Here is an 18708-nt window from a genome sequence, read left to right as displayed (position 1 = left end):
GGCTTGGGCGGCGGATCCTATGGCGCAAGAATTTCTATCGCTGTCGGCAATGCAGGTAATGCTGGCGGGGCTGCTGTTCTTCGGCGGCATTTACCTGTTGTTCGGCGCCGCGACGTGGCTGCTGACGCGTCGCATATTGCCGGCATTGGGCATAGGCGCCCCGCTGGATACGCGCCCGCTGGCGCCGGGCCAGCTGCGGCGCGAACTGGCGCAGTCGGGCATATCGGTGCTGATCTTCGGGCTGGGCATGATCTTCCCATGGGGCTTGCTGCAGCTGGGCTGGGCCCGCCTGGACCCGCACGCCGGCGCGTGGCAGATCGTGCTTGAGATCCTGGCGCTGGCAATATGGAATGACGTGCACTTCTGGATCAACCACCGGTTGCTGCACACCCGCCTGCTGCGCCGCTTTCACCTGCCGCACCACCGTTCGGTCGTGACCACGCCGTTCTCCACTTACAGCTTTCATCCCGTCGAAGCGCTGATGCTGGGCAACGTCATCCTGCTGCCGATGCTGCTGCATGACTTCAGCTTCTGGTCGCTTCTGTCGGTGCCGCTGTTCAGCCTGTTCTTCAATTGCGTGGGGCACGCCAACTACGACTTCTTTCCCCGGGTGTCGTACGCGCACTGGTTCGCGGCCAGTCGGCGCCATCACCTGCATCATGCGTGCTATCACGGCAATTACGGCTTCCAGTTCACATTCATGGACCGGCTGTTCGGCACGCGCCTGCAGGCCGACGCGGCCCAGGCCCAGTTGGCGGCAGCCAGACAGCGAGGCGCGCTTGGCGGCCGCAGCTAGCCGCGCGCGCCGCCGACCGGCAGCGCTGCGCAACTGGCGCGACATACAAAGTCTGACGTACATGGCGATGTTGCCCGCGCTGGCTGCGTGGCAATGGGTGCATGGGCTGCACTGGCCGTTGTATGGGCTGATGCTGTTCCTGACGCTGGGCATCGGCGTGGTGCACCACAACCATACTCACCTGCGCATGTGGCGCCGCCGCGCCGCCAACCGCGTCACCGACTTTGCGCTGACCGTGCTGCAGGGCCATCCCACTTTTGTGTTCTTCCCGACGCATGCGGGCAACCACCATCGCTACAAGCATGGCGCGCGCGATTGGGCACGCACCTACCGCTTCGGAGGCGACACCAACCATCTGGCCGGCTACCTGCTGCACCCCTTCCAGGCGGCATGGACGCTGTACCCGCAGTTCTGGACGTGGCTGGACAGGCTGCGCCGCGGCAGGCGCGGCGCCTGGCGCTATTGCATGTGGCAGTACGCGGCCTGGCTGGGGCTGTGGGGCGGGCTGCTGGCGCTGAACCCGGCCAAGGCCCTGGTGTTCGTGATCGTGCCGCAACTGCATGGCCTGCATTGGCTGCTTGCCACCAACTATCTGCAGCACGCCCACGCCGACGGCGGCCCCGGCCGTCATGCGCGCCTCACCTACGCCCGCAATTTCGAAGGCCTCGTAAACCCATTGCTGTTCAACATCGGCCTGCATACGGCGCATCACGAACACTCGCGCGCACATTGGTCGGAACTGCCGCGCCTGCATGCGCAGCGCTACCGTCATCGTGTCGATCCGCGCCTGATCGAGCGGGGGCTGGTGCCATATATGGCGCGCGTCTTCGTGATCGGGCTGGTGTGGCCGCGCTGCCGCAGCCGGTCGCTGATGCGCGCCGCCCCTGCCATTCATGATTAGGAGTTTCCTGTATCCATGCCTGTTGCCTTTGATCGCGTCTATCTGGAAAGCGCCGGCTATTTCATGCCCGGCGAGCCCGTCTCCAACCAGGACATGGACCGGTACATCGCGCCCCTTAACCGCATGTCGGGGCGGATCAAGCAGCGCATCCTGGCCGAGAACGGCATCAGGCAGCGCTACTACGCCATCGATGCGGATGGCAATACCCGCTGCACCAACGCCGGGCAGGCGGCCCAGGCAATCAGCGACTGCCTGCGCAGGCAGTCGCGCGATCTGACGGGGGTCTCGCTGCTGGCCAGCGGTTCGTCGGGCGGCGATGTGCTGATGCCGGGCTTTGCCAACATGATCCAGGGCGAACTGTCGGCGCCGCCCATGGAAGTGCTCTCGGTGCACGGCATCTGCGCGGCGGGCGTGTCGGCCATCCAGGCCGCGGCGCAAGGCATCGAACTCGGCGCGCACCGCCAGGCCCTGGCGGTCGCCAGCGAGATGCCGTCGCGGCTGTTCAAGCGGTCGCGCTTCGCGGCGCGTGACTACGATACCGACTTCGACGCGCACTTCCTGCGCTGGATGCTGTCGGACGGCGCAGGGGCAGTGCTGCTTGGCAGCGGCGGGGCCGCATTGCCCGGCCCGGCAAACGGCGTGCGCCTGCGGTTGAAGTGGGTGCACCAGCGCTCGTTTTCCGGCGACTATCCGGTGTGCATGCAACTGGGCCAGCCTGCCGAAGGCGGCCGGGGCCACCTGGACTACGCATCATGGTCCGAAGCCGAGGCAGCCGGTGCGCTGGCGCTGCGCCAGAATATCCGTTTGCTGCCCCACCTGTTCGATATCGGTATCCATGAATACGCGGCGCTGGTGCGCGACGGCTGGATCGACCCCGCACGCATCGACCACTTCCTGTGCCACTACTCGTCCGAGAAGTTCATCCCCGTTGTCGAGGGCCTGATGGACAAGGCGGGCCTGTCCATCCCGCGCGAACGCTGGTTCAGCAACCTGGCCTGGCGCGGCAACACCGGCGCGGCGTCCATATTGATCATGCTGGCCGAGTTCCTGGAAACGCACGTGTTGGAGCCGGGCCAGCAGGTGTTCTGCTATATCCCCGAGTCCGGCCGCTTCATGACGGCTTATATGCTCTTCGAGGCCGAGGCCGCCGACGGCCCTGCCCGCGTGGCGCCAGCGGCGGCATCGTCGTCGCAGCCCGCCGCTGCGCACGCCGCTGCGCATGCCGCTGCGCACGCCGCTGCGCATGCCCCCTTCGCCGGCGACGATGCCGAGTCGATTGCGCCGCCGCACGATCCGGCCAGCGCCTCCCGGGGCCTGGGCCCGCTATTGACCGAACTGGCGTCGATCTGGCATGACTACCGCTCGCGCGTGTGGCGCACGCCGGTCATCAGGCACCTGCGCGAGCGCCGCTTTACCACGGCCGACTATCTGAACTGGACGGCGCAGTGGGTTCCGCAGGTGCGCGAGGGAAGCAAGTGGATGCGCGAAGGCGCGGCCTCGCTGGGTGCAGCCTATCGGCCGCTGGCCGACCTGATAGGCGTGCACGCCGGCGAAGAGCAGAACGATTTCAAGATTCTGTACCAGGACTATCGCAATGCCGGGGGCGACCAGGCCGATATCGACGCCTTGCGCCGCAACCCGGGCGGCGAGGCGCTCAATGCGTACCTGCATGCGCTGGCCGCCACGCAGGACCCGGTAGGCCTGCTGGGCGCCATCTACATCATCGAGGGCACCGGCCAACGCATTGTGCCGGCCTTGCTGCCGCTGCTGAAGGCCAGCCTGGACCTGCCGCCCGACTGCTTCCGTTTCCTGGAATACCATGGCCACAACGACGAAAACCACCTGGCCCGCTGGCTGATGGCTGTCGAGATCGCGCTGGATGCAGACGAGCGCGGGCAGATCGAACGCCGCATTGCCGACACGGCGCGACGCACCGCCGCGCTTTACTTGATGCAGTTCCACCACGTGATGGAGTCACAGTCCGCATGAATGCCCGCACGCCCGATTTCCTGACGCGCGAACACGACCCGTCGGACCCCAGCCCGTGGCTCGCGTTGTACCTGGACCGCAGCACGCCCTTGCCCGATACGGTAAAAGAAGCCTGGCTGGCCGACTCCAGCTCTGCTTCGCGGCAATACCTGCTGCCCTTCCTGCGGCCGCTTGCGCGCGCGTTCATCATCCTGATCCAGGTGGCAAAGACCTTTCTGCCGCGCAAGTGGTCGCATTCAAAGTTGCTGCACCGCATCCTGGCGTGGGGGCTGGAGCACTTCGTGTCGCCCGAGGCCAACTGGCTGATCCTGCGCCATTTTCATCTGGGCTCTCAGATCCTGGCGTTCATCGCCCGCAACGCGCCGGTGCCCGTCACGACCACGCCGCTGGAACCGCGCTGCATCGCCGACCTTAAAGACGAGATGTTCGTCAGGCACGACCTGAACCTGTTCAACTTCGTCATCAACCTCAATGGCGCCATGCGCCAGGCCGGCACAGCTATGCACGCGCCGGCGCAGGTGGACTTTTCGATGGTGCACGACCCCGGGCTGGCGCTTGCCGACATGCCCCGGCGGCGCCGCAACTTCATGGATCTGCAAAGCGCCATCGAGCTGTTCACCCCCATGTATCAGCTGATGCTGACCGACAACGACTTCTGGCGCGCGGCAAACTCGCTGCAGCTGGACGAAACCGTAGGCATCTACGCCGCCCAGATCCTCGGGGCGCCCGAGCATCTCATCCTGGTCAACAACAAGCACCCCCTGGTGCCCATGTCCACCCTGAAAGCCGGATACCGCCTGGTGCTGCATGGCCTTTCCACCGAAATGCTGCACAGCCTGCTCATGCAGATGAAGCAGGAAGCCCAAGCCCCTTCCGCTCGCGCCTGCTGACATCGGGCCGGCAGCAAGGCGCGCCCCTAATCCCGCAACACCCCCGCAGGCACCCCCCGGGCCACCCGCAACAGCGGCAACCCGGCGACCAGCACCAGGATGCCCAGCAGCGCGCCTACCCCCGCGTACCGCGCGCTCGACCAGACCAGCCCCGCGCAACTCAATGCGAACACCAGCGGCGTCAACGGATAAAGCGGCACACTGAAAGGCCGGGCCCGTTGGGGATACAGCCGCCGCAGCCGCCATACCGACGCCGCCACCAGCAGCATAAAGAACCAGAACACCGGCGCGGTATAGGCCACCATCGCCTGTACGCCGTGATCGGTCAATGCGCCAAAACCCACCAGCGCCAGCGTAATGGCGCCTTGCACCAGCAGCGCCGCGGTAGGCGCCTGCCCGCGCGGCGACCAGGCGCCCAGCCTGCGCAACGCCGGCACATCCGCCCCCAGCGCCACATACACCCGCGCACCGGTCAGGATAGTGCCGTTGATGGTGCTCAGCGCCGTGCAGCACACCAGCAGGCTCAGCAACACTGCCGCATACGGGCCGGCGGCGATGCGCATCACATCCGCGCCCACCGCATTCGCCTGCCGCAGTCCGTGCAGGCCGAACATTTCCAGCAAGGCCACATTGGCCAGCAAGTACACGCCCGTGACCACCGCCGTGCCGATCAGCAGCACGCGGCTCACATTGCGCGCCGGGTCCCGCAGCTCTCCTGACAGGTAGGCCGATTCATTCCATCCGCCATACGTCAGCAGCACATACACCATGCCCAGGCCCAGCATGGCCGGCAGATTGCCCTGCATCGGCAGGTCTTCGGCGGCCAGCGCGCGCGCCGGGGCGTCGCCCGCCACCATGCCCGCCACCACCACCGTCACCAGCGCCACCACCGTCAGTGCCGTGAACACGATCTGCAGGCGCTTGGACGGTTGCGTGCCGGCCATGTTCAGGATCGTCAGCGCGGCCACCGCCAGCGCCGCGTGCAGCGCCGGCCCATGGCTGCCCAGATCCAGCAATTGCTGCGCATAGTCGCCATAGATGAACGCCACCGCGGCGATGGCGCCGGTCTGGATGACCGTGCATCGCGCCCAGGCGAACATCAGGCCCGTGCGGGGGCCCCATGCCAGGCTGAGGTAGCGGTATTCGCCGCCCGAGTCCGGATACGTGGACCCCAGCTCGGCATAGCACAGCGCACCCAACAGCATGACGACGCCGCCGGCCAGCCACAGCAGAATGTACATGGCGGGCGAGCCGGCATGCTGAGCCACCAGCGGCGGAAAACCGAAGATGCCGATGCCGATGACCACGCCCACCAGTACCGCGACCGCATCCAGTACCGACAGCCCGGCCGGCCGGCCCGTTGTTGTTTCGGATGCTGCGCTCATGATGCCTGCCTGGTGGCCTGCCAGCCTTGCTCTGCGTCGTCGGCAGCCACGGCGTCAATCGTGTCGCCGCGCACCCGGCCCACTAACCGCAGGGGCTGGCCGCCATCGTCAAGCAGCAGTTCAAGGCGGTCGCCTTGCAGGCGCGCCTGCTGCACCCCCAGCATGGCGTCGTGGCGCCGCGCGGTCACGGTGAGCTTCTGGTAAAGCTGCGCCACCTGCAATGTGATGTCGCCCTGCGGATGGGCAACGCGCCATGTGCCGGCCACCCGCGCCGGCACAATCCACATATACAGCGAGCGCCCCTCTACCGATTGGTATTGGTCGCTGTCCCAGTCGCCCATGGTGAATGCATGCGACACGATGCGCGTGCCCGGCGCCAGTTCGTCGAGAATCCGGGGGCGCAGCTTGATGTTGACGTCGGGCAGCAAATACATGGTCACCACCGTCGCCTTCGAAAAATCGGTTTCGAAAAGGTCTTGTTCCATGAACCGCACCCGATCCTGCACGCCGGCCTGTTTTGCGTTGGCGCGGGCCTCGGCGACGCGCTGCGGGTCGATGTCCACGCCGGTGGCGCTGCTTGCCCGGAAATCGCGCACGGCCGCGATCGCAATGCGGCCATCGCCCGAGCCCAGGTCGAACACCGTATCCTGGGGGCCGACCGCGGCCATTTCCAGCATCCTGGCAACCGCTTTTTCGGGTGTGGGCACAAACGGGACGTCCAGTTCGACCAGTTCGGCCGCCTGCAGCGGCAAGGCGGCCACGGCCAGCGTGGCCGCCAGGGCTGCCATGGCATGGCGCAAGGCGCGGCGATTCACGGGCACAGCAAGGGCAGGCGCGGGCATGCGAGTCTCCGGAACGCGCGTCCGGACTGCAACTACCGTCCGGCGCGTAGCTGACAAAAAACTGAACGAAATCATCGACGTTATCAGCCGATCTTTCAACCTGTGTTACGTATAGTCAAGCCCGCTTGGCGGGGGCGCAGCCCGGCGCCGCGCCATTAGGGGCTGTCCGGGTTGGCAGCCGGGGCGCTTGTGTTCTACAACCCGCACCATACCGCTGGCCGCCTGGGCGCGCCGGTTCACAAAGGAGGGCGTGCGCAATGGCCGGCAGCGACGGTACCGACCTGGTATTCGATTACATCGTGGTGGGCGCCGGTTCGGCTGGCTGCCTGCTTGCCAATCGCCTGTCGGCGGACCCCGGCACCCGGGTATTGCTGCTCGAAGCCGGCGGCCGCGACAACTGGCACTGGATCCACATTCCCGTGGGCTACCTTTATTGCATCGGCAACCCGCGCACCGACTGGTGCTACCGCACCCAGCCCGACGCGGGCCTGAACGGCCGCAGCCTGGGCTACCCGCGCGGCCGCGTCCTGGGCGGCAGCTCGTCGATCAACGGCATGATCTACATGCGCGGCCAGCGCGCCGACTATGACGGCTGGGCGGCGTTGGGCAACCCGGGCTGGGGTTGGGACGATGTGCTGCCGTACTTCAAGCGCAGTGAAAATCATCACGGCGGCGACAGCGCCTTTCACGGCGGGGCGGGCGAATGGCGCGTCGAGCGGCAGCGCCTGTCTTGGGACTTGCTCGATGCGTTTCGCGCGGCGGCTGCGCAGGCGGGCATTCCGTCAGTGTCCGACTTCAACCAGGGCGACAATGAAGGCTGCGACTACTTCGAAGTCAACCAGAAGCGCGGCGTGCGCTGGAGCGCCGCCAGCGCGTTTCTCAAGCCGGTGGCCAACCGGCCGAACCTGCGCGTGATGACAGGCGCACGGGTATCGCGCATTGTCTTCCGGCATCGCCGCGCCGAAGGAGTGGCGTTTCGCCTGGACGAGCGCGGCGAGCAGATCGCGCGCGCCCGGGCCGAGGTGATTCTTGCGGCGGGCGCCATCGGTTCGCCGCAACTGCTGCAGGTGTCGGGCGTGGGCCCGGCCGCGTTGCTGCAGGAGCGCGGCGTTCCGGTGCTGCACGACTTGCCGGGCGTGGGCGAGAACCTGCAAGACCACCTGCAACTGCGCATGGTGTACCGCGTCACCGGCGCCAAGACGCTGAACGCGATCGCCGGCACGCTGTGGGGCAAGGCCACCATGGCGGCGCAATATGCCTTGTGGCGGCGCGGGCCGCTCAGCATGGCGCCGTCGCAATTGGGCGCGTTCGCGCGCTCGGGGCCCGAGCATGAACGCGCCAATGTCGAATACCACGTGCAACCGTTGTCGCTGGAAAAATTCGGCGATCCGCTGCACGCGTTTCCCGCCTTCACCGCCTCGGTGTGCAATCTGCGGCCCACCAGCCGCGGACACGTGCGCATTGCCAGCCCGCAGGCCGACGATCATCCCCATATCCTGTGCAATTACCTGTCAACCGGCGCCGACCGCCGCGTGGCGGCCGAAAGCCTGCGCCTGACCCGCCGCATCGTGTCGCAGCCGGCGCTGGCCGCCTATGCGCCCGAAGAATACAGGCCGGGCGCCGCACTGCAGTCGGACGACGAACTGGCGCGGGCGGCGGGCGACATCGGCACCACGATTTTTCACCCCGTAGGCACGTGCAAGATGGGCGTGGACGACATGGCAGTCGTCGATCCTGAACTGCGCGTGCATGGCCTGCAAGGCTTGCGCGTGGTGGATGCCTCGGTCATGCCGGCCATCACGTCGGGCAACACCAATGCGCCCACCGTGATGATCGCCGAGAAGGGCGCCGAGCTGCTGCGGCGCGCGGCGGCTGCGTTATAGTCCAGAAGTTTTCGCGTGCGCGGGCGGGGCCTGGGCTTCGTCTCACACAGCTATCCCGGGGTTGCTTTCTGATGCCTGACAATATCGAGCTGCTTGCCACCGTGTTGTTCGCGGTGGCCGTCATCCACACATTTTCCGTTCCCGTCTTCGCGCGCCTGGCGCATCGCAACGGCCCTCATGCCGGCATATGGCACCTGCTTTCGGAAGTCGAGGCGGTATTCGGGGTGTGGGCCTTTGTGCTGATCGTCTGCATGGCCCTGCTCAGCGGCAGCGGCGCGGCCATCGAATACATGGACACGCGCAACTTCACCGAGCCGCTGTTCGTGTTCGCGATCATGGTGGTGGCGGCCAGCCGCCCCATCCTGGAACTCGTCGGCATGGGCGTGCGCGCATTGGCGCGCATCTTGCCCATGCGCCGCGAAGTGGCCACCTTCTTCGTGGTGATGTCGGTAGTGCCGCTGGGCGGGTCGTTCATTACCGAGCCGGCGGCCATGACGCTGGCCGCCATCCTGTTGCGCGACGGCTATTTCCGCATGGCGGGTCACACCCGCTTCAAGTACCTGACCCTGGGCGTACTGTTCGTCAACATCTCGATCGGCGGCGTGCTCACGGCATATGCGGCGCCGCCGGTATTGATGGTGGCCTCGACCTTCGGGTGGGACACCGCCTACATGGCCACCCATTTCGGCTGGCGCGCGGTTGTCGCGGTGTTCGTGAACGCCTCCGTGTTGACCTGGGTCTGCCGCGGCGCACTGACCGACGGCAGCATTGGCACGGGGGGCGGCGTGCATGCGGCCGGCGACTCCCAACCCAAGCGCGATCCCGTGCCGCCGCTGGTCATCGCCATCCACCTGTTGTTCCTGGTGGGCGTGGTGTTGACGGCGCATCATCCCGCCGTGTTCCTGGGCATGTTGATGATGTTCATCGGCTTTGCCCACGCCTATGCGCGCCACCAGGATCGCCTGCTTATTCGCGAAGGCCTGATGGTGGGATTCTTCCTGGCGGGCCTGGTGATCCTGGGCGGGCTGCAGAAGTGGTGGCTGCAGGATCTGCTGGGCGGCCTGGAGCCCACCGTGTTGTTCTGGGGCGCGGCCGCATTGACGGCCGTCACCGACAATGCCGCGCTGACCTACCTGGGTTCGCTCGTGGAAGGGTCGAGCGAGCTCTGGCGCTACATGCTGGTGGCTGGCGCGGTCACGGGCGGAGGCCTGACCGTCATCGCCAACGCGCCCAATCCGGCCGGCTTTGCCATCCTGCGCCCATTCTTTCCCGACCAGTCGATCTCGGCGGGCCGGCTTTTCATGGCCGCGCTGGTGCCCACCCTGGTGGCGGCGGGCATGTTCCTGCTGCCCCTGGGCCGCTGAGCGCCGCCGCAGCCCATCCCTTCAGGCGCCCGACATCGCATCGGCCGTCCCGGTACAGGGTGTCTGACACCAAAGGTGTCAGACACCGACCCAGGCCCGCCGCGGGAGCCACATGCGGCATCGGCCGCCGCGGCATTGGGTGTCTGACACCAAAGGTGTCAGACACCGACCCAGGCCCGCCGCGGAAGTCACATGCGGCATCGGCCGCCCCGGCATTGGGTGTCTGACACCTTTGGTGTCAGACACCGACCCAGGCCCGCCGCGGGAGCCACATGCGGCATCGGCCGCCCCGGCATTGGGTGTCTGACACCTTTGGTGTCAGACACCGCCTTGTTGTAGAGATGCCGTCCCGAGGGGACTGGGCGTCAGACCGACAGCAGGCGCCGGATCAAGGCCATGCCGGACGCCGGCATCCTGCCCGAATAAGCCCTGCAGCCACCCAGCCCCCGCCTGTGCGGCGCCGGCTGCGGCCTTTTTGGCAAAAACCGCTAAAATTCAACACTTTCCCGTATTGATCCGGCGCCGCCTGGTCACTGTCCGCCTGTCGCGGGCCGTGAAACGGCGGTTTTTGATGCGCCGGTTTGCCTGGAAATCCCTGTCATGCCTATCTACGCTTACAAGTGCAGCGCCTGCGGCCACGCCCAGGACGTGCTGCAGAAGATCTCCGATGCGCCGCTTTCGGCCTGCCCCGAGTGCGGCCAGGCCACGTTCGCCAAGCAAGTCACGGCCGCCGGCTTCCAATTGAAGGGCTCGGGCTGGTATGTCACCGACTTCCGCAACGGGCCGGGCGGCGCCAAAGCGGGCGCCGACTCTGCGGCCAAGACCGATTCTCCCGCCAAGAGCGACTCTGCGGCCCCCGCCGCCGCCCCTGCCGCTCCTGCCGCCGCGACCTGAGCACCCGCCGGCATACCATGCGCGCTTTCAAGAAGCACTTCATCACCGGGCTGCTGGTCTGGATTCCACTGGCCATCACCCTGTGGGTCCTGGGTCTGCTCGTGGCAACCCTCGAAGGCTTCGTGCCAGGCTTCTTGTCCGCGCAATCGCTGTTCGGCATTGATATTCCCGGCTTCCGCTTCGCGCTGGTCATCGCCGTCGTGCTGCTGACCGGCGTGTTCGCCGCCAACCTGCTGGGCCGCACCCTGCTCGAGCAATGGGAAGCACTGCTCGGCCGGATTCCGCTGGTGCGTTCCATCTACAATTCGGTAAAGCAAGTCAGCGATACGGTGCTCGCGCCCAACGGCCAGGCGTTTCGCCAGGCCGTGCTGGTGCAGTATCCGCGCGCCGGCTGCTGGACCATCGCATTCCTGACGGGCGCGCCCGGCGGCGAGATCGCCGGCCACCTGGCCGGTGAGCATGTAAGCGTCTATGTTCCCACCACGCCGAATCCCACGTCGGGGTTCTTCCTGATGATGCCCCGCGACCAGGTGGTCGCGCTGCAGATGAGCGTGGACGCGGCCCTGAAGTACATCGTTTCCATGGGCGTCGTGGCGCCGCCGGCTGTCCCGGCCGCGGCCGCCGCCCCCATCCCGATGGCCCCGGCCGTCGATTCTTGAATTTTTACGCTGACCACAGCACCTAGGAGTCATCCCGCAATGCGTACCTGCTACACCGGCGAGGTTTGTCGCGACCATCTCGGCCAGACCGTTACCCTGTATGGCTGGGTGAACCGCCGCCGTGACCACGGCGGGGTCATCTTCATCGACCTGCGCGATCGCGCCGGGCTGGCGCAGATCGTGTTCGATCCCGACAACGAAGCCTTCGCCACCGCCGAGCGTCTGCGCAACGAATTCTGCGTGCGCGTCACCGGCCTGGTGCGCCTGCGCCCCGAAGGCACGGCCAACCCGGAACTGGCTTCGGGCGAAATCGAAGTGCTGTGCAAGGACGTCGAGATTCTCAACGCGTCGATCACGCCGCCCTTCCAGCTTGACGATGACAACCTGTCCGAGACCACTCGCCTGACGCATCGCGTGCTGGACCTGCGCCGTCCCCAGATGCAGCGCAACCTGATGCTGCGCTACCGCGTGTCGATCGAAGTGCGCAAGTTCCTTGACCAGCTGGGCTTTATCGACATCGAAACGCCCATGCTGACCAAGAGCACGCCCGAAGGCGCGCGCGACTACCTGGTGCCGTCACGTGTCAACGCCGGCCATTTCTTCGCGTTGCCGCAGTCGCCGCAGCTGTTCAAGCAGATGCTGATGGTGTCGGGCTTTGACCGCTACTACCAGATCACCAAGTGCTTCCGCGACGAAGACCTGCGCGCCGACCGCCAGCCTGAATTCACCCAGATCGATTGCGAAACCTCGTTCCTGGACGAGTTCGAAATCCGCCAGATCTTCGAAGACATGGTGCGTCATGTCTTCAAGACGGTGCAGGGCGTCGAGCTGCCCGCTCCGTTCCCGCAGATGACCTGGACCGAAGCCATGCAGCGCTACGGTTCCGACAAGCCTGACCTGCGCGTGAACCTCGAGTTCACCGACGTGACCGACATCATGCGCGACGTCGACTTCAAGGTGTTCGCGGCAGCGGCCACCGCCGCGGGCAGCCGTGTCGTAGCCTTGCGCGTGCCCGGCGGCGCCGAGCTGTCGCGCAGCGAGATCGATGCATACACGCAGTTCGTGGGCATCTATGGCGCCAAGGGCCTGGCCTACATCAAGGTCAATGACGCCGACAAGGGCCGCGATGGCCTGCAGTCGCCCATCGTGAAGAACCTGCACGACGCCGCGCTGGCCGAACTCACCAAGCGCAGCGGCGCGCAAAGCGGCGACATCATCTTCTTCGGCGCCGACCGCGCCAAAGTGGTCAACGATGCCATCGGCGCGCTGCGCGTCAAGATCGGCCACAGCGAATTCGGCAAAAAGGCCGGCCTGGTGTCGGGCGACTGGAAGCCGCTGTGGGTGGTGGACTTTCCCATGTTCGAATACGACGAAGAAGAAGGCCGCTACACCGCCGCGCACCACCCGTTCACCAGCCCCAAGGACGGCCACGAAGACTTCCTGGAAACCGATCCCAGCAAGGCGATTGCCAAGGCCTACGACATGGTGCTCAACGGCTGGGAAATCGGCGGCGGTTCGGTGCGCATCCACCGCGAAGACGTACAGAGCAAGGTGTTCCGCGCACTGAAGATCGGCGCCGAAGAAGCGCGCGAGAAGTTCGGCTTCCTGCTCGACGCGTTGCGCTACGGCGCGCCTCCGCACGGCGGCATCGCGTTCGGCCTGGATCGCATCGTCACCATGATGACGGGCGCCGAATCGATACGCGACGTTATCGCTTTCCCCAAGACGCAGCGCGCACAGTGCCTGCTTACCCAGGCGCCGTCCGAGGTCGACGAGAAACAACTGCGCGAACTGCACATCCGCCTGCGCAATGTCGAAGTGAAATGAAGTAATCTGCGGGCATACAGAGCCGCCGTCTGGCGGCTTGCACCCGCCACCCGGGGGGCCCGCGCGGCGACGCGCGGGGCTTCCACAACGAAGGGGCGTCATTCGGTTCATGTCGCTTATCCGCGTCGTCAGCTACAACATCCACAAGGGAAGGTCTTCCCTGGGCACGCGCGAATCCCTGAACGATTTGCGCCTGGGGTTGTACAACCTGCGTCCCGACCTGGTGTTCCTGCAAGAGGTTCAGGGCCGCAACAACCATATCTCGCTGCTGGATGCCCAGCACGAATCGCTGGCCGCGGCCTTGCGCCTGGACGTGGCCTACGGATGCAATGCCATCCGCAACCGGTCCGAGCACGGCAACGCCCTGTTGTCGCGCTACGCCATCCTCGAACACGAAAACCAGGACATCTCCGACCATCGGCTGGAACAGCGCGGGCTGCTGCACGCGCGCGTCGAGGTCGACGGCCGCAACCTGCATTGCTTTGTCGTGCACCTGGGCTTGTTCGCCGGCAGCCGTACGCGCCAGATCCAGGCGCTGACCGACCGGATCAGCCGGCTGGTGCCCGAGGGCGATCCCATCCTCGTGGCCGGCGATTTCAACGACTGGGGCGACCGCCTGGCGCCCTTGTTCGTGCAGCAGCTGGGCCTGTACGAAGTCTTTTCTCATGCGCCGCGCACCCACGGCGGCGAGCTGCCGCGCCTGCGCGATTCGGTGCGGCGGCTGGGCAACGTGCTGCGTGGCGTGCCGAATGATGTGGCCGTGCTCGAACGCAGCAACCAGCTGGGCATGGGGGGCGCCTATTGCCCGCTGCCGCCGCCGCGCACCTTTCCGGCCGTGTTTCCGTGGTTCAGGCTCGACCGCATCTACCAGCGCGGCTTCGCAGTGCGCAGCGCCCGGGTGCTGCGCGGGCGCGAATGGGCGCGGCTGTCCGACCATGCGCCCCTGCTGGCGGAGCTTGAATTGCCGTGAAGGGCGACATCGTCAGGCTGGACTGGACCGACGACAACGCCATCGATCTCTTGCAAAATGGCGCCGATTTTTTTCCGGCGCTATGCCAGGCCATCGACGCCGCGCAAACAAGCGTCCATCTGGAAACCTATATCTTCGTTCTCGACCGTACCGGCGAGAAAGTGCTGCAATGCCTGGAAAGGGCCGCGCGGCGGGGCGTGAAAGTGCGCCTGGTGCTCGACGGTTTCGGCAGCGCCGACGTGGCGGAAGCTGTCACCGCGCGCATGACCGATGCGGGCGGCTACTGCCGCATCTATCGCCCCGAGCCGCCGTGGTATCGCAGGCTGGTGCCGTCGCGCAGCCGCCTGCGGCGCCTGCATCGCAAAGTGGCGGCCATCGATGGCGAGACGGTCTTCATCGGCGGCATCAACATCGTCGACGACTACGATGATCTCGACCCCGCCGACAATATTGCCGGCGCGCGCTTTGATTTTGCGGTGCGCGTGCGCGGGCCGCTGGTGGCCTATGCCGTGCACGCGCAGGAACTCCTGTGGGTGCGCCTGAACTGGGCCCGCCTGCGGCGTCACCCGCGCGAATGGCCGCGCCTGCGCCTGGCCTTGCCGCACACCCCGGCCGCTGCGGGTGCCGGCCGGCGGCGCGCCGCGCTGGTGTTGCGCGACAACCTGCGGTTTCGCCAGACCTTCGAGCGCGCGTATCTGTATGGCATCCAGCATGCGCGCCGCGACATCCTGATCGCCAACGCTTACTTCTTTCCCGGCCGCCAGTTTCGCAAGGCGCTGCTGCGCGCGGCCGCGCGCGGCGTGCGGGTGCGGCTGCTGCTGCAGGGCAAGGTCGAATACCACATGCAGTACCACGCCACCCGTTCGCTGTACGACCAGCTGCTGCGCGGCGGCGTCGAGATCTATGAATACATGCCGGGTTACCTGCACGCCAAGGTCGCGGTCATCGACAACATGGCCATGGTGGGGTCGTCCAATCTGGATCCGTTCAGCCTGCTGCTGGCCCGCGAAGCGAACGTGGTGGTAGACGACCAGCCCTTCGCATGGGAATTGCAGCATCGCCTGGAAAGCGCCATTACCAGCGGCGGCCGCTTTGTACGGCCGCTGGACTACCGGCGGCGCGGCTGGCTGCGGCGCGGCATCGATGCGGCGGCCTATACGCTCTTGCGCATCGGCGTGGCATTGACGGGGCGTTCAGGGGAATACTGAACGGGACGCGACGGCGCGTCAGCGCCGCGTGTTGCCCGGTTGGCAAAGCCCGTCCAGCACTCGCCGTATCACGGCTGCCGCAGCTGCGGGCTGCTGCTTATCCGGCACCGTGAATCGAATTTCTTCCAGCTGGTTCTCGGCTTCGAACAGCAAGGCGCGCAGCCCGCTTTCCTCTAGCGCCACGATGGTCTGTTCGGATTGGCGCAGTGCGGCCTGTGTCTGCGCGATGTCGGCGCGCTGTGCCAGAAAGTCGATGCATGCCTGTCGCGCATCCTGGACGGCCTCGGGGTACAGCCAGTTCGACGCAGGACGCGAGCCTGTTAAGTCATGCATGTCATCCCGCCTGCTACGCGGGCTTGGCCCAATCCCATCCCGGCGACGCCGCGCAGCGCCGGACGAACTCGGCGCCCGGTTCCAGGATCCCGAAATCGTTGTCGACAATAACGTCGTCGCGGTTGGCGATGTCGCGCAGCACGCGTTTCAGTCTTTCGATGTTCTTGAAGTGCACCAGGTAAAAGCGGGGCGTGCCGGGCAGCTTTTCCAGGGCAGCCAGCTCTTCTGGCGTTTCGTAGTAGTCGCCTATCGAGTCATCGCGGGCGATCTCGATAAAGTTGTCGATGTTGTCGTCTTGCAAGACAAGACGTTGCTCATCCTGGTCGATGAACGAAGAAACATCGCGCGGCAGCGCCTGCTGCATTGCTTCGAGACCGTATGTCGCCGTGGTGATCAATGCGATATCCCGCATCTGGTGCCTCTGTCATTACTTGCCAATCAACTTCATCAGATCGTCGACGTTATCGACGATGGTGATGTTGTTCTGTTGCGCGCTATGGAGAATCGACGGCTTGAACGACCGATTCATGCCTGCCAGTTTATTCGCGTCAAAGCCGATGACGGGCAGATCAGTCAATTGCTGGCTGGTCTGGATCTGTTTCACGATACCATTGCCGCCGCCGGTCTTCACCTGGATGACATGGGTGTTCGTGACGATGTCGAAGTCGGTATAGGGCGAGCCATCGGGCCGCATGATATTGATTTCTGCCTGCCGGACCGTGCCGGGGGCCCGGCTTTCGATCTGGTTGATCAGTGTGTCCACGCCCGGATCGCTGGTATGAAAGACGCGCGGCGCCTGCGGGCTTTGGGGCGCGGCGCCCGCCTGTGGCGCCGCTTCCCGCACTTGCCGGGGCGTCTGCGGCGTGGGTTCGGCCGGCTGCGGCGTTGAGCGGCCCACCGGCCGTGGCGCCAGGCGCGTCGCGCCGCGCGTCAGCAGCGCGATAAGCGCGCCCACCCCTATCGTCATGGCGCCATTGGCGAATTCTCGCGCCGCCTGATCCAGTTCGGCCCTGCTGGACGCGTTCTTGGTCAGGGTGAAGAACTGCACCAGATGCTTGATGCCGTCGAAGATCGCCCAGCCCGCCAGGGCAAAGCCGATGGCCAGCAGCGCGGCGTCGGCCAGGAAACCCACGCCCACGGCGTGCGAGCCTGCCCAGACCACCAGCACGCCCACGATGATCGCCAGATTGGTGCCGCTGAGCGCCTGCTTCAATTCGGTGGCCAGCGCGGGCGGCATATGCGGGGGAACACGTTCGAGCACATAGACGAAACGCTCGGCCAGCGACCACTGCGTTACCGGCCCGGCCGGGTTGCCCGTGAACGCCGCGGGCTGCACGTTGCCGTGACCGTCCTGGCCAGAGGTATCGGGCAAAGATACCGCCACGATCTGGCCGAAGCGCATCAGCGCCACCATCTGTTCGGCGGTCTGTTCGGGCGAGTAGTGGCCCCCCACCGAACCGGTGCACACAAGCCGGCGGTACAGGGCCGCCAGCTTGGCCAACGAAGAATCGTCGCGCAGATGCGGGTACAGCACCGTGCGCAGGCGGGCGGGATCGCGAATGATCAGCGACTGCGAAACCCCCTGGAATACCGTCCAGGGGCCGATGAGCAGGAGCTCGCCGCCCGCGCGCAGCGCGGCGACGTCTCCGGACCTTTCAAGAGATCTGACGTCCATGGGGCATGTCGTTGTGCGGTGCAAGCCGGTACAGCGCTGGCCCGGCGGGCGGGCGCTCCTGCAGGCGGCTTGGCCAATTCGCCACAGGGCAGCGGAATCCTAGCAATGTTTCGCTGGCACCAGCCGGAACGACAAGCTTTGTCGCGTCTGTTTCAAACTGATAAGTATTGGCGAGCCGCAAACGCCTGTCGTCAGGCTTTGGGCATTGCGGCGCCGGGCAGCCGCACCAGCCCCAGCGCCAGGGCAGTGCCTGCCAGGATCACGGCGGCGCCCGCCAGGATCTGCGGGGTCACCGTTTCATCCAGGAACCACATCCCCCACAGCACGCCGAATACGGGCACCAGAAAGGTGACGCTGACGGCGGCGGTGGGCCCCACGTTGGCGATCAGCCTGAAGAACACGATGTACGCCGCGCCGGTGCACGCCAGGGCGAGCGCGATGGTGGCCATCCAGGCCTGGCCCGACACGGGCTGCGCGGGCCACGTGGCAATGGCCAGCGGCGCCAGCACCAGCGACGCCGCAATCATGCTGCCCGTGGCGTTGGAAAGGGCATCGACGTCGCCCAGATAGCGCTTGGCCCAGTTGGCCGCAATGCCGTAGAAGAAGGGAGCCGACACGGCGGCCAGCACGGCGGGGCCCTGGCCACCCGCGCCAAAATCGAGCTTGTCCCACACCAGCACCACAATGCCGAGCACGGCAATGGCCAGGCCGGCCATGCGCGATGGCGCCAGCCGGTCTTTCAGCCACAGCCAGCCGATCACCGCGCCCCATACCGGCGTCACGGCGTTGGCCACCGACATGAAACCCGCGCCCAGCGATTGGGCCGCGTAGGCGTACAGCAGAAAAGGCACGGCGGAATTCAGCGCGCCCACCACCAGGATAGCCTTCCAGCGGCGCGCGATCAGCGGCAGCTTGCCGCGCAGCGCGGCAAGCGGCAGCAGGGAAAGCGCGGCCAGCCCCACGCGCAGTTCCATCAGCGGCCCCGGGCCGAATTCGGGCACCGCCACGCGCATGAAGAGAAACGATCCGCCCCACACCGCAGCCAGAAGCAGCAAGTCCCGCAGGTCGCGATAGCGCATGGCAGTGATGTCC

The 18708-nt window shown here is 66.2% G+C and carries 17 protein-coding genes; 11 read left to right on the top strand and 6 right to left on the bottom strand.

The features are described from left to right. Positions 1-19 precede the first annotated feature (19 nt). The 4 genes from CAL18_RS17780 (at position 20) to CAL18_RS17765 (ending at position 4576) form a co-directional block, all read left to right on the top strand. Positions 20-796 (top strand): sterol desaturase family protein, encoded by a 777-nt coding sequence (locus tag CAL18_RS17780; RefSeq protein WP_094818447.1) that lies wholly within the window; start codon positions 20-22, stop codon positions 794-796. A 61-nt stretch (positions 797-857) separates the two neighbouring features. Then, a complete protein-coding gene (locus tag CAL18_RS17775; protein ID WP_094818562.1) occupies positions 858-1697 on the top strand; it encodes a fatty acid desaturase in 840 nt (279 codons plus the stop codon). A 15-nt stretch (positions 1698-1712) separates the two neighbouring features. After that, positions 1713-3686 (top strand): StlD/DarB family beta-ketosynthase, encoded by a 1974-nt coding sequence (locus CAL18_RS17770; protein WP_094818446.1) that lies wholly within the window; start codon positions 1713-1715, stop codon positions 3684-3686. After that, on the top strand, positions 3683-4576 hold the full coding sequence (locus CAL18_RS17765) for a DUF6999 family protein (RefSeq protein ID WP_026639570.1): 894 nt from the start codon (positions 3683-3685) through the stop codon (positions 4574-4576). The genes CAL18_RS17770 and CAL18_RS17765 overlap by 4 nt, the downstream gene beginning before the upstream one ends. Positions 4577-4602: 26 nt before the next feature. Here CAL18_RS17765 and CAL18_RS17760 read toward each other — a convergent pair whose 3' ends face one another. Further along, positions 4603-5961, bottom strand: coding sequence for an APC family permease (locus CAL18_RS17760; protein WP_094818445.1), 1359 nt, complete (start codon positions 5959-5961; stop codon positions 4603-4605). Beyond that, entirely contained in the window at positions 5958-6803 is an 846-nt protein-coding gene (locus tag CAL18_RS17755) for an SAM-dependent methyltransferase (protein ID WP_094818444.1), read from the bottom strand. Before CAL18_RS17755 ends, CAL18_RS17760 begins: the two co-directional genes overlap by 4 nt. 257 nt (positions 6804-7060) lie before the next feature. Between CAL18_RS17755 and CAL18_RS17750 the strand changes: the two genes are divergently transcribed. The 7 genes from CAL18_RS17750 to clsB all read left to right on the top strand — a co-directional run bounded on the left by CAL18_RS17750 (position 7061) and on the right by clsB (position 15608). After that, entirely contained in the window at positions 7061-8686 is a 1626-nt protein-coding gene (locus CAL18_RS17750; protein WP_094818443.1) for a GMC family oxidoreductase, read from the top strand. Between the two features lie 71 nt (positions 8687-8757). Then, positions 8758-10050, top strand: a complete 1293-nt coding sequence (locus CAL18_RS17745; RefSeq protein WP_094818442.1) for a putative Na+/H+ antiporter — start codon at positions 8758-8760, stop codon at positions 10048-10050. A 600-nt stretch (positions 10051-10650) separates the two neighbouring features. Continuing rightward, positions 10651-10944, top strand: coding sequence for an FmdB family zinc ribbon protein (locus tag CAL18_RS17740; protein WP_094818441.1), 294 nt, complete (start codon positions 10651-10653; stop codon positions 10942-10944). 17 nt (positions 10945-10961) lie between these two features. After that, positions 10962-11603: a DUF502 domain-containing protein gene (locus CAL18_RS17735; RefSeq protein WP_026640782.1), complete on the top strand. Its 642-nt coding sequence runs from the start codon at positions 10962-10964 to the stop codon at positions 11601-11603. A gap of 39 nt (positions 11604-11642) precedes the next feature. Further along, positions 11643-13430 carry an aspartate--tRNA ligase gene (gene aspS / locus CAL18_RS17730; protein ID WP_094818440.1) on the top strand — a complete coding sequence of 596 codons (1788 nt, stop codon included), beginning with the start codon at positions 11643-11645 and terminating at the stop codon, positions 13428-13430. Positions 13431-13539: 109 nt separating this feature from the next. Continuing rightward, entirely contained in the window at positions 13540-14400 is an 861-nt protein-coding gene (locus tag CAL18_RS17725) for an endonuclease/exonuclease/phosphatase family protein (RefSeq protein ID WP_026640780.1), read from the top strand. Continuing rightward, entirely contained in the window at positions 14397-15608 is a 1212-nt protein-coding gene (clsB, locus tag CAL18_RS17720; protein WP_094797583.1) for a cardiolipin synthase ClsB, read from the top strand. The genes CAL18_RS17725 and clsB overlap by 4 nt, the downstream gene beginning before the upstream one ends. 18 nt (positions 15609-15626) lie before the next feature. Here the strand turns inward: clsB and CAL18_RS17715 are convergent, their stop codons facing one another. From CAL18_RS17715 to CAL18_RS17700, 4 genes are all read right to left on the bottom strand, one after another. Next, the gene (locus CAL18_RS17715; protein ID WP_094818439.1) at positions 15627-15941 is read right to left on the bottom strand and encodes a hypothetical protein; all 315 of its coding nucleotides are present in this window, start codon (positions 15939-15941) and stop codon (positions 15627-15629) included. Between the two features lie 13 nt (positions 15942-15954). After that, positions 15955-16353 carry a hypothetical protein gene (locus CAL18_RS17710; protein WP_026640777.1) on the bottom strand — a complete coding sequence of 133 codons (399 nt, stop codon included), beginning with the start codon at positions 16351-16353 and terminating at the stop codon, positions 15955-15957. A 15-nt stretch (positions 16354-16368) separates the two neighbouring features. Next, the gene (locus CAL18_RS17705) at positions 16369-17616 is read right to left on the bottom strand and encodes a DUF308 domain-containing protein (RefSeq protein ID WP_026640776.1); all 1248 of its coding nucleotides are present in this window, start codon (positions 17614-17616) and stop codon (positions 16369-16371) included. Positions 17617-17807: 191 nt separating this feature from the next. Continuing rightward, complete coding sequence (locus CAL18_RS17700; RefSeq protein WP_026640775.1) at positions 17808-18695, bottom strand: DMT family transporter; 888 nt, start codon at positions 18693-18695, stop codon at positions 17808-17810. Between the last annotated feature and the right edge of the window lie 13 nt (positions 18696-18708).

This window comes from Bordetella genomosp. 7, from assembly GCF_002261415.1.
GTDB lineage: Bacteria > Pseudomonadota > Gammaproteobacteria > Burkholderiales > Burkholderiaceae_B > Bordetella_A.
This window is presented reverse-complemented; position numbering and strand designations above follow the sequence as displayed.

Excerpts from the sequence above, each read along its gene's own strand:
- CAL18_RS17780 (WP_094818447.1), top strand. The coding sequence starts at position 20 with ATGGCGCAAGAATTTCTATCGCTGTCGGCAATGCAGGTAATGCTGGCG.
- CAL18_RS17775 (WP_094818562.1), top strand. The coding sequence starts at position 858 with ATGGCGATGTTGCCCGCGCTGGCTGCGTGGCAATGGGTGCATGGGCTG.
- CAL18_RS17770 (WP_094818446.1), top strand. The coding sequence starts at position 1,713 with ATGCCTGTTGCCTTTGATCGCGTCTATCTGGAAAGCGCCGGCTATTTC.
- CAL18_RS17765 (WP_026639570.1), top strand. The coding sequence starts at position 3,683 with ATGAATGCCCGCACGCCCGATTTCCTGACGCGCGAACACGACCCGTCG.
- CAL18_RS17760 (WP_094818445.1), bottom strand. The coding sequence starts at position 5,961 with ATGAGCGCAGCATCCGAAACAACAACGGGCCGGCCGGCCGGGCTGTCG.
- CAL18_RS17755 (WP_094818444.1), bottom strand. The coding sequence starts at position 6,803 with ATGCCCGCGCCTGCCCTTGCTGTGCCCGTGAATCGCCGCGCCTTGCGC.
- CAL18_RS17750 (WP_094818443.1), top strand. The coding sequence starts at position 7,061 with ATGGCCGGCAGCGACGGTACCGACCTGGTATTCGATTACATCGTGGTG.
- CAL18_RS17745 (WP_094818442.1), top strand. The coding sequence starts at position 8,758 with ATGCCTGACAATATCGAGCTGCTTGCCACCGTGTTGTTCGCGGTGGCC.
- CAL18_RS17740 (WP_094818441.1), top strand. The coding sequence starts at position 10,651 with ATGCCTATCTACGCTTACAAGTGCAGCGCCTGCGGCCACGCCCAGGAC.
- CAL18_RS17735 (WP_026640782.1), top strand. The coding sequence starts at position 10,962 with ATGCGCGCTTTCAAGAAGCACTTCATCACCGGGCTGCTGGTCTGGATT.
- aspS (WP_094818440.1), top strand. The coding sequence starts at position 11,643 with ATGCGTACCTGCTACACCGGCGAGGTTTGTCGCGACCATCTCGGCCAG.
- CAL18_RS17725 (WP_026640780.1), top strand. The coding sequence starts at position 13,540 with ATGTCGCTTATCCGCGTCGTCAGCTACAACATCCACAAGGGAAGGTCT.
- CAL18_RS17715 (WP_094818439.1), bottom strand. The coding sequence starts at position 15,941 with ATGCATGACTTAACAGGCTCGCGTCCTGCGTCGAACTGGCTGTACCCC.
- CAL18_RS17710 (WP_026640777.1), bottom strand. The coding sequence starts at position 16,353 with ATGCGGGATATCGCATTGATCACCACGGCGACATACGGTCTCGAAGCA.
- CAL18_RS17705 (WP_026640776.1), bottom strand. The coding sequence starts at position 17,616 with ATGGACGTCAGATCTCTTGAAAGGTCCGGAGACGTCGCCGCGCTGCGC.
- CAL18_RS17700 (WP_026640775.1), bottom strand. The coding sequence starts at position 18,695 with ATGCGCTATCGCGACCTGCGGGACTTGCTGCTTCTGGCTGCGGTGTGG.